Below are 9570 nucleotides of genomic sequence, written 5' to 3' on the forward strand. Positions count from 1 at the left end.
GGTATCGACCAGACGGGAGAGGGCGACGCGCAGCAGGCGCGCAGTCTTGTCGCAGCGTTCGGCGTAGCGCCCGACCCAGTAAAGGTTTTCGACCACGCGCGACGACAGGTTGCGCCCGCCGCGCACCAGGTCGGCCTTGCCGACCGAGTGTTTGAGCAGACTGAAGGTATTCACCGCCTGGTCGGTCAGCACCCAGGTGTCCTTGCTCGAACCACCGCGCTGCATCGAGATGATGCGCGCGTTGGACACCGCGGAGACACGCGTCAGGCCGCCCGGCATGACGACGTGGCCGTCGGGCGTGGCGGCCACGAAAACGCGCAAGCCGACGCCACGCGGCAGCAGGGCGCGCTCGCGGCTCTCGCTCCAGGCCGGTGCCTGCGAGAAATTGACCAGCTCCTGGGCAACGTAGGCCTGCGGCCGGGTGCGCAGGCGGCTGATCATCTCGGCTCGCTCGCTGCCGCTCAATTCGTTGCCGAAGATCGGATCGAAACGCTGCAAGGGGTAGGAGCCCTTGATCACCAGCTCGTCGAGGTGCTCGATGGCAAACTCCAACGCACTCTGCTCGCCGCACCACCAGGTGGCCACCGACGGCATCTGCAGCGGCTCGCCGAGCAGCTTTTCGCAAATACCGGGCAGGAAACCGGGCAGTGCCGCCGACTCGAGCAGGCCGCTGCCCAGTGCATTGGCCACCAGGACGTTGCCGGCACGCACCGCCTGCAGCAGGCCAGGAATGCCGAGTGCCGAATCACCGCGCAGTTCGAGCGGATCGCAGTAATCGTCATCCAGCCGGCGCAGGATGGCATGCACCCGGCGCAGGCCACCGAGGGTACGCAGGTAGACGCGCTCGCCGCGCACCGTCAGATCATTTCCCTCGACCAGCGGGAAACCGAGGTAGCGCGCCAGATAGGCGTGCTCGAAATACGTTTCGTTGTACGGGCCGGGCGTCAGCAGCACGATCAGGGGCGTCTCACCGGCTGCCACCGCCCAATAGGCGAGGCTGTCCTGCAGGTTGCGAAAGAAGGAGGCCAGGTGCTGGACATGCAGGTCGCGGAACGGTTCGGAGAAAACCCGGCCGACAATGGTGCGGTTCTCGAGTGCATAGCCAGCACCGGAAGGCGCTTGCGTGCGATCGGCAATCACCCACCAGCAACCATCGGGCGAGCGGGCGAGGTCCGCCGCGTAGAGATGCAGATAAATGTCGCCGGCTGGCCGTACGCCCTGACACGGCCAGAGAAAGTTGTTGTGACCGAAAACCAGAGCCGGCGGCAGGCTGCCGTCGCGCAGGAGGTCCTGCGGCCCGTAGAGATCCTTGAGCACGGCGTTCAGCAGGCGGGCCCGCTGCGTCACGGCGCCAGCCAGTTGCTGCCACTCGCCAGGGGACAGGATGAGCGGTAGCGGATCGAGTTCCCAGGGTCGGTCGGCGCCTTTCGGATCGGCATAGACGTTGTAGGTGACGCCGTTCTCGAGAATGCGCCGCCGCACGTAATCGAGCCGATGACCCATCTGCTCGGGTGTGACCGCGTCGAGCTGGGCGAAAAAGGCCTGCCACGCCGGGCGTACGCTGCCGTCCTCGGCGAGCATCTCGTCGAAACGATCGCTTTCCTTCGGGTAGCTGGCAAGCAGGGAAGGCGGCATGCGGAAGGGCGCGGAAAATCATTCCGGCGCCAGTTGGTTTCAGGATGGCCGCAAGTCTAGCGTAAACCGGCAGCCGGCATTGACTGGCGCAATAGGATAGGAGCGAACCTTCGTGTCACGGCGAACCCTCACCGGCCTGAGCGAACCAGCATGGCAGCAGACTCTCATCCGATCCCCGCCGCTTGCTCCAGCACCCACCCTGGCAAAGATTTTCTACACCCTGACTTCCTTGGCACTTGCGGAAATACCACGCAAGATTCCCGGATTGACCGTGCTCGCTGCACGCACCTATACTCATCGTAACGGCACAGGGCTTTCCCTGGGTCAGCAACGCGATGCAGCGCTTTTGTGGACGGCAACCGCTGGCTGGTGACCCATCAACTCCCCACCCCATGGCCAGACGCAAGCACCAGGAAGGTTCCCAGTTCGTAAGGTGGTTCGGACCATTGCTCAGTGCTCTGCGCAGGCTGGGTGGTTCGGGAACCCCTGACGGGGTGGTCGAGCAGATCGCGGCCGACCTCTCTCTCACGGACGAAGTGCACAACGAGCGGCTGCCATCGGGTCGACCGCGTTTAGCCAATCAGTTCGCTTGGGCACGTCATTATCTGACGCGCGAGGCTCTCCTCGAGTCGTCAAAGCGTGGCGTCTGGAGCCTCACCGAGAAGCTTTGCACGATGGTGGTCCACCAATTGAACTGATCGACGGCGAGAAACTCATCGACATGCTGCAGACACTGGAACTTGGCTTGCGTCCCTTGACGACGTATGAAATCGATCATCCTTTCTTCGACGAATTCCGTCGCTGACCCGGATCCTTGAAGTCGGCTCAGCCGCGTATCACATTGATACACCACCAGTTCTCCTGGCACTTTGGCCGAAAATGGATCGAACGGGCTCCAAAGCGCGGCAACAGGGCTGTCCGGGTCGAGGCGCGGTACGCTTTACCCACTACCGGAAGGTTGCACCATGAATCGACTGAGTGATGAAGAACTGACCGACCTGCTTGACAACCTGGAATCCGATTGTAGCGAGCGCAAGAGAGCGTGGACGGGAGATGCCCCCGAGAAGGCCCGGCAAGCCGTGTGTGCCTTCGCCAATGACTTGCCCAACCACGGTCAGCCAGGTGTCGTGTTTGTCGGAGCCGATGACGACGGCAGCGTTGCCAACATCGAGGTTACCGACAAATTGCTGCAGACCCTTTCCGATATGAAAACGGATGGCAGGACCGTGCCGCCCCCGACACTGACGGTGGAACGTCGAATTCTCAAAGGTACGCCGCTGGCCGTCGTGACGGTTTGGCCGGCTGATGCACCACCGGTGCGCTATGAGGGGTGGATCTGGATTCGGGTCGGACCGCGGCGGGGACTGGCAAGTGCGCAGGACGAACGTATCGTTGCCATGCACCTATGTCCAGTTCCTGCGCATTCGTGGGACCACCTGGTGAAATCCGATCGCCGACGAGCAGGAACTCGACGGCACACTCGACCTGGTTCTTCGCAGACTGGACGACAAGATTAGAGCAAGCCTGACCTCTCGGTGGACTTCTCTTCGGGCACGACGACGGAGATTCGCTCCACTCCCTACCCGTTGAGCGCCTTGCAGCAACTGACTCGCAACGCAGTCATGCACCGCAGCTACGAAGGTACCAACGCGCCGGTGCGTGTCTACTGGTTCGATGATCGCATTGAAATCACCAATCCCGGTGGACCGTACGGAACGGTGACGGCCGAAAACTTTGGCCGTCCGGGAGTCAGTGACTACCGCAATCCCTACGTAGCAGCGGTGCTCAAAACCATGGGGTTTGTACAGCGTTTCGGCTTTGGCATCGCCGAAGCCCGCCGCTCACTGGCCGCCAACGGCAACCCTCCACCGGAGTTCCAGGTCGAGCCAACGGTCGTGCTCGCCACCGTGCGGAGAGCAGCATGAGCGTCCCGGTGCTTACCTTCTTCAACAACAAGGGGGGGGTCGGCAAGACCTCGCTGGTGTTTCATCTGGCGTGGATGCTTTCCGAGATGGGTAAGCGGGTGGTAGCCATCGACCTCGATCCCCAGGCGAATCTCACGTCGGCCTTTCTCCCGGAAGACGACCTGGAGCTCTTGTGGGACCAGGACGACACCGGCCAGCGCAACGGCACGATTTATCAATGCATTCGGCCTCTGACCGAAGTTGGCGACATCCTTGGTCCGCAAACCCGGTCGATCAACCCGCGTCTGCATCTGGCGCCCGGCGATCTGGCACTGGCTGGATTCGAGGACTTTCTGTCGCAGGAATGGCCCAATGCACTTGGCTCCAGCAGTCTTTATCGCCCGTTCCGCATTTTGTCGTCATTTTGGCAGGTCGCCCAGATGGCTGCCCGACAGCATGCAGCCGACATCATCCTGGCGGATGTCGGGCCCAACCTCGGGGCAATCAACCGTTCTGCGCTGATCGGCACCGACCACGTCGTCATTCCGCTCGCCGCCGATCTCTTTTCGCTGCAAGGGCTGCGCAACCTTGGTCCCACCTTGCTTGCCTGGCGAGCGGACTGGAAAAGACGCGTGGACAACTGGACAACGCCGGCTTTCCCGCTGCCGGCCGGGTCCATGAAACCCGTGGGATACCTCCTCATGCAGCACAGCGAGCGCCTGTCGCGTCCCGCCAAGGCTTACCGAAAGTGGGCTGACCGAATCCCGTCGACCTATCGGCAAAAGGTCCTGAATCAGACAACATCGCCGCCGACCCAGCCGATCGATGACGACTGCCTCGCCAGGCTGAAGCATTACCGCAGTCTGGTCCCGATGGCCCAGGAAGCACGCAAGCCGATCTTTCAGCTCACCACGGCCGACGGTGCCATTGGCAGCCATTCATACGCCGTGAAAGATGCAGCGAGCGATTTCAGGACGCTGGCAGCGGATATCCTGAAACGCATCGGCCAGGAACCGGGGAGGATCTGACTGTACCCGGAGAGCCACGGGCGGCACCTCTGGCGGATGCCGCGAGTCATTCCTCGTCATGCCTCCGAGCAGGTTCGACCCATCCTTGCGCCGCGCCTGTCGTAATACGGCGCGCAAGGGGAGACGGCCGCCAAGGCCCCCTGCAAAGACCTTTCACGATCGCCGCAGGTCCAGGGTAAACGGAAAGCCGGCATTGGCTGGCACCGGTTGCAGATCGAAAGCCCCGGGCGTGTGACCAAAGGGGATGAAGCGCGCCAGCCGGCGGCCCTCCGCCTCGTTGGCATTGACCGGGTAGCGGTCGGGGTTGCGCCCACCGGGGTGCTCGACGTGATACTGGCAGCCACCGAGCGAGCGGCGCATCCAGGTATCGACCAGGTCGAAGACCAGCGGCGCGTGCACCCCGATCGTCGGGTGCAGCGCCGAGGGTGGATTCCAGGCCCGATAACGCACGCCGGCAACGAACTCGCCGACCTTGCCGGTCGAGCGCAACGGCAAGGCACGACCGTTGCAGCTCACCACGTAGCGCTCGCCAGCCATCCCGGTCACCTTGATCTGCAGACGCTCGAGCGATGAATCGACGTAGCGCACGGTGCCGCCGATCGCCCCCTCCTCGCCCATCACATGCCAGGGTTCGAGTGCGTGGCGCAGTTCGAGATCGATCCCCTGGGCGGAAATGCGACCATGCAGCGGGAAACGGAACTCGAAGTGTGGTGCGAACCACGCGCCTTCGAGCGCGTAGCCGGCCGCTCGCAACTCGGCGATGACGTCGTCGAAGTCCTGCTGGACGAAGTGCGGCAGCAGGAAGCGGTCGTGCAGTTCGGTGCCCCAGCGAACCAGCCGCTCGGGCGCGTAGGGGTTGTGCCAGAAGCGGGCAATCAGTGCCCGCAGCAGGAGCTGCTGGGCGAGCGACATGCGCGCATGCGGCGGCATCTCGAAAGCGCGCATTTCGAGCAGGCCGAGGCGGCCGTTCGGCCCGTCTGGCGAGTAGAGCTTGTCGATGCAGAACTCGGCGCGGTGCGTGTTGCCGGTCGAGTCGATCAGCAGGTTGCGCAGCACGCGGTCGACGATCCACGGTGCGACGCACTCGCGATCATTCCCGGAAACCGCCGGAAACTGGCTGAAGGCGATCTCGAGTTCATACACCGAATCGTTGCGCGCCTCATCGACGCGTGGCGACTGGCTGGTCGGGCCGATGAACAACCCGGAGAAAAGGTAGGACAGCGACGGATGGTTGTGCCAGTAGCTGATCAGGCTGCGCAGCAGGTCTGGTCGGCGCAGGAAAGGCGAGTCGAGGACGCTGGCGCCGCCGAAAACGAAGTGGTTGCCGCCGCCGGTGCCGGTGTGACGCCCGTCGAGCATGAACTTCTCGGTACACAGGCGGGACAGGTGGGCCGCTTCATAGAGATGGGTCGTGCGGTCGACCAGTTCGTCCCAGTTGGCGGACGGCTGAATGTTGACTTCGATCACCCCGGGATCCGGCGTGACGCGGAAGTTGGTCAGGCGCGGATCGGACGGCGGCTCGTAACCTTCGACGATGATCGGCGCCGCCAGTACCTCGGCAGTTGCTTCGACAGCCGCCACCAGATCGAGGTAATCATCAAGCGTTTCGGTCGGCGGCATGAAGAGATAGAGCACGCCGTTGCGCGCCTGCGCCGAAACCGAGGTGCGGATGACCGACGCGGCGGCCGGATCGCGCGTCTGCCGGCCAGCGGCCGACACCGGACTCCCGGCGGTCTGCTCGAGCGCCCGATCGGAGAAATGGTCGCCAGTCAGGGCCGCCTGCTCGGCGGCCAGGTCCTCGCTGTGGCTGACCGCAAATTGGGCGCGGATCTCGGCATGCGGACGCAAGGGCGGAAAGGTCTGCGTCGGATCGGGAGCGTGGATGTACGGGTAATCCTCCTTGGCCACCCAGGGCTGTGAGTCGAGCGGCAGACGATAACCGATCGGCGAGTCGCCCGGGATCAGATAACAACGGCCGCCGCGCAGGAACCAGGGGCCGCTTTGCCAGCCACCCGAAGCCGCACGCTTGATGGGCAGGACATGGCCAACGACCTCGTCGAGCCCTTGGCGAAATATTCTGTTCAGACGCTCGCGTTCGAGAGGGTCATCGAGCCGGGAGTCGAACGGGTCGACGTTGATCGGCAGGCGATGTTCACGCCAGAGGTAATAGTAGATATCCTCGTAGGCTGGAAAGACATGCTTCGGGTCGAGCCCCAGGCGCCCGGCAAGCGTCTGCAGGAAGCGCCCGGCGAGTGCCGCGTCGGCACCGTAGTCGCGTCTTTCGTCGGCGTAAAGCGCGGGATTGTGCCATACCGACTGGCCGTCGCGCCGCCAGAAGCAGTTCAGCGACCAGCGCGGCAATTGCTCGCCGGGATACCACTTGCCCTGACCGAAGTGCTGCAGACCTCGGGGCGCGTAGCGCTCGCGCAGACGATGGTAGATCTCCGCCGCGCGGATGCGCTTGGTTGGGCCGAGGGCGTCGGTGTTCCACTCGGCACCGTCATGGTCGTCGATCGAGACAAAGGTCGGCTCGCCGCCCATCGTCAGGCGGACGTCGCCGGCCGTGAGGTCGGCGTCGATCTGATGGCCCAGCGTTTCGATCGCCAGCCACTGTTCCTCGCTGTATGGCCGGGTGACTCTCGGCGCCTCCCAGACGCGCTCGATCTTCATGTGATGCTCGAAGCTGCACTCACACTTCTCGGCGAGGCCGGTGATCGGCGCCGCGGAAGATGGCTGCGGCGAACACGCCAGCGGGATGTGGCCCTCGCCAGCAAACAGGCCCGAGGTCGGGTCGAGTCCGATCCAGCCGGCGCCAGGCAGGTAAACCTCACACCAGGCATGCAGATCGGTGAAGTCGTGGTCGGTCCCCGACGGGCCGTCGAGCGCCTTCACATCGGGCACGAGCTGGATCAGATAGCCGGAAACGAAACGCGCCGCCAGACCAAGGTGCCGCAGGAGCTGTACCAGCAGCCAGGCCGAATCGCGACACGAGCCACGGGCCAGGGCAAGCGTCTCCTCGGGCGTCTGTACGCCGGGTTCCAGGCGGATGACATAGCTCACCGCATGCTGCACCCGACGGTTGAGATCGACGAGAAAATCGACACTGCCTCGGGTATCGCGCGGAATCGTCCCGAGGAAGCCGCGCAGCAAGGGGGTCAGCGGCAGGCACTGCAGATAGGGCTCGAGCTCTTCCTGCTGCCAGGCCTCGTAGGTGAAGGGAAAGTTCGCGGCATAGGGTTCGGGGAAGAAGTCGAAGGGATTGATCACCGACATGCTGGCCACCAGGTCGACTTCGACGCAGAACTCGCGCGTCTTCTCGGGAAAGACCAGGCGGGCAAGATAGTTTGCCTGCGGGTCCTGCTGCCAGTTGATGAAATGCCGCGCCGGGGTGATCTTCAGCGAGTAGCTGAGAATCGGCGTCCGCGAATGCGGCGCCGGCCGCAGCCGGACGACCTGCGGTGAAAGCGCGATCGGACGGTCGTAACGATAGTGGGTCAGGTGATTGAGGGCGACATGAATCGACACGGTCAGCTCCGGAAGCAGTGAATCGGATAAATTCTACAGGCAGGGGTGACAGTTCGATAGCCGAGCTGCCCCGCCAACGCGATGCGTGCAAGGAATGCACGGTAATCTTTCGGCTGTCGAGAAACATTGCCCGCTCAAGGCTGCAATTCTTTCAGCAGGTGCGTCTCGAGCCGCACACGACTGGCGCTTTCCTCGAGATGCCCGCCGCTGATCAGGAAGGTATCTTCGACCCGTTCGCCAAGTGTGGCGATCTTGGCGGTATGCAGATTCGCCCCGTGTCCGGCGAGTTCGCGGGCGACGATGAAGAGCAGGCCGGGGCGGTCGGCGGCCACCACCGTGAGCACGAAGAGCCGGCCGGTTTCATCGGCCTCGAGGCTGACCAGTGGCTGGATGCTGACCTGTGGCTGCATAGGAAAATGCCGCACCTGACGCGAGACGCGTCCGTTCACCGGGGCATCCGGCAGCGCCCGATGAGCCAGGCGATCGCCCAGTTCATGCTCGATATAGCTGATCATCTGCCGGTCGGCGTCGCGTTCACTGAGGTCGAGCAAGACGAAGGTGTCAAGGGCATAGCCATGGGCGGTGGTGTGAATTCTGGCATCGACGATACTGTAACCGGCACGACTGAAAAAACCGACCATGCGCAGGAAGAGGTCGGGCTGATCGTGCGTGTAGACCATCACCTCGAGCCCGGCGCCGAGCGGATTGAGGCGCGCCCGGACCACCGGACGCTCGCCATCGTGGCTTTCGTACAGGGCACGCGCATGCCAGGCGATCTCCTCGGCCGACTGGCGCAGGAAGTACACCGTGTCGAGCTGACGCCACAAGGCTTCATGTGCGGCTTCCGGCAGCGCATGGTAACGCATCAGGCGGATGGCTTCCCGCTGCCGCTGGGCAATCACGCCGTCGCTCATCAGCGTCGCCTCGTGCGAGAGCAACTGTCGCCGCGTCGCCGTGAACAGTTGTTCGAGGAGCTGTCCTTTCCAGTTGTTCCAGACCTTGGGACTGGTGCCGCGGATGTCGGCCACGGTCAGCAGGTAGAGGGCGATCAGGTGTCGCTCGTCACCTACGGCGCGGGCAAATTCCGCCACCACGGCAGGGTCCGAGACGTCCAGTTTCTGGGCGACGCGTGACATCAGGAGATGTTGGCGAACCAGCCAGACGATCAGTTCGCTGTCGTCGTCGGCGAGGCCGTGCTGGCCGCAGAATTCACGCGCATCGACCGCCCCAAGTTCGGAGTGATCGCCGCCGCGCCCCTTGGCTATGTCGTGAAAGAGGGCAGCGATGTAGAGCACCCAGGGCTTGCCGAGGTCGCTGATCAGACGGCTGCACAAGGGATATTCGTGGGCGAACTCGTCCATCGAAAAGCGGCGCAGGTTGCGCATCACCTGCAGGATGTGTTGATCGACCGTGTAGACGTGGAAGAGATCATGCTGCAACTGCCCGACGATGCTGCCGAAGGCCGGCAGATAACGACC

Annotated in this window: 7 protein-coding genes; 4 read left to right on the plus strand and 3 right to left on the minus strand. The window is 63.6% G+C overall.

All coding sequences use genetic code 11. The annotated features are described in order from the left end of the window. Nucleotides 1–1635 (minus strand): circularly permuted type 2 ATP-grasp protein (locus JNK99_RS10385; protein ID WP_291852435.1); only part of this gene is annotated, 1635 nt, incomplete at its 3' end. A gap of 392 nt (nt 1636–2027) precedes the next feature. Here JNK99_RS10385 and JNK99_RS17670 point away from each other — a divergent pair. From JNK99_RS17670 to JNK99_RS10395, 4 genes are all read left to right on the plus strand, one after another. After that, the gene (locus JNK99_RS17670; RefSeq protein WP_366518751.1) at nt 2028–2333 is read left to right on the plus strand and encodes a winged helix-turn-helix domain-containing protein; all 306 of its coding nucleotides are present in this window, start codon (nt 2028–2030) and stop codon (nt 2331–2333) included. 267 nt (nt 2334–2600) lie between these two features. Further along, the gene (locus tag JNK99_RS17675) at nt 2601–3152 is read left to right on the plus strand and encodes an ATP-binding protein (protein WP_366518752.1); all 552 of its coding nucleotides are present in this window, start codon (nt 2601–2603) and stop codon (nt 3150–3152) included. 18 nt (nt 3153–3170) lie between these two features. Then, entirely contained in the window at nt 3171–3560 is a 390-nt protein-coding gene (locus tag JNK99_RS17680) for an ATP-binding protein (RefSeq protein ID WP_366518753.1), read from the plus strand. Then, nucleotides 3557–4567, plus strand: coding sequence for an AAA family ATPase (locus tag JNK99_RS10395; RefSeq protein WP_291852438.1), 1011 nt, complete (start codon nt 3557–3559; stop codon nt 4565–4567). Before JNK99_RS17680 ends, JNK99_RS10395 begins: the two co-directional genes overlap by 4 nt. Before the next feature lie 153 nt (nt 4568–4720). Here JNK99_RS10395 and JNK99_RS10400 read toward each other — a convergent pair whose 3' ends face one another. Together JNK99_RS10400 and JNK99_RS10405 are read right to left on the minus strand one after the other, a co-directional pair. Beyond that, nucleotides 4721–8092 (minus strand): transglutaminase family protein, encoded by a 3372-nt coding sequence (locus JNK99_RS10400; RefSeq protein WP_291852441.1) that lies wholly within the window; start codon nt 8090–8092, stop codon nt 4721–4723. A 134-nt stretch (nt 8093–8226) separates the two neighbouring features. After that, nucleotides 8227–9570, minus strand: a 1344-nt coding sequence (locus JNK99_RS10405) for an HD domain-containing protein (protein ID WP_291852444.1), incomplete at its 5' end; no start/stop codon positions are given.

The sequence above is a fragment of the Accumulibacter sp. genome (assembly GCF_016789985.1).
Classification (GTDB): Bacteria; Pseudomonadota; Gammaproteobacteria; order Burkholderiales; family Rhodocyclaceae; genus Accumulibacter.

What these genes read in the sequence shown, in the direction of transcription:
- JNK99_RS17670 (WP_366518751.1), top strand. Translation starts at nt 2,028, where the DNA reads ATGGCCAGACGCAAGCACCAGGAAGGTTCCCAGTTCGTAAGGTGGTTC.
- JNK99_RS17675 (WP_366518752.1), top strand. Translation starts at nt 2,601, where the DNA reads ATGAATCGACTGAGTGATGAAGAACTGACCGACCTGCTTGACAACCTG.
- JNK99_RS10395 (WP_291852438.1), top strand. Translation starts at nt 3,557, where the DNA reads ATGAGCGTCCCGGTGCTTACCTTCTTCAACAACAAGGGGGGGGTCGGC.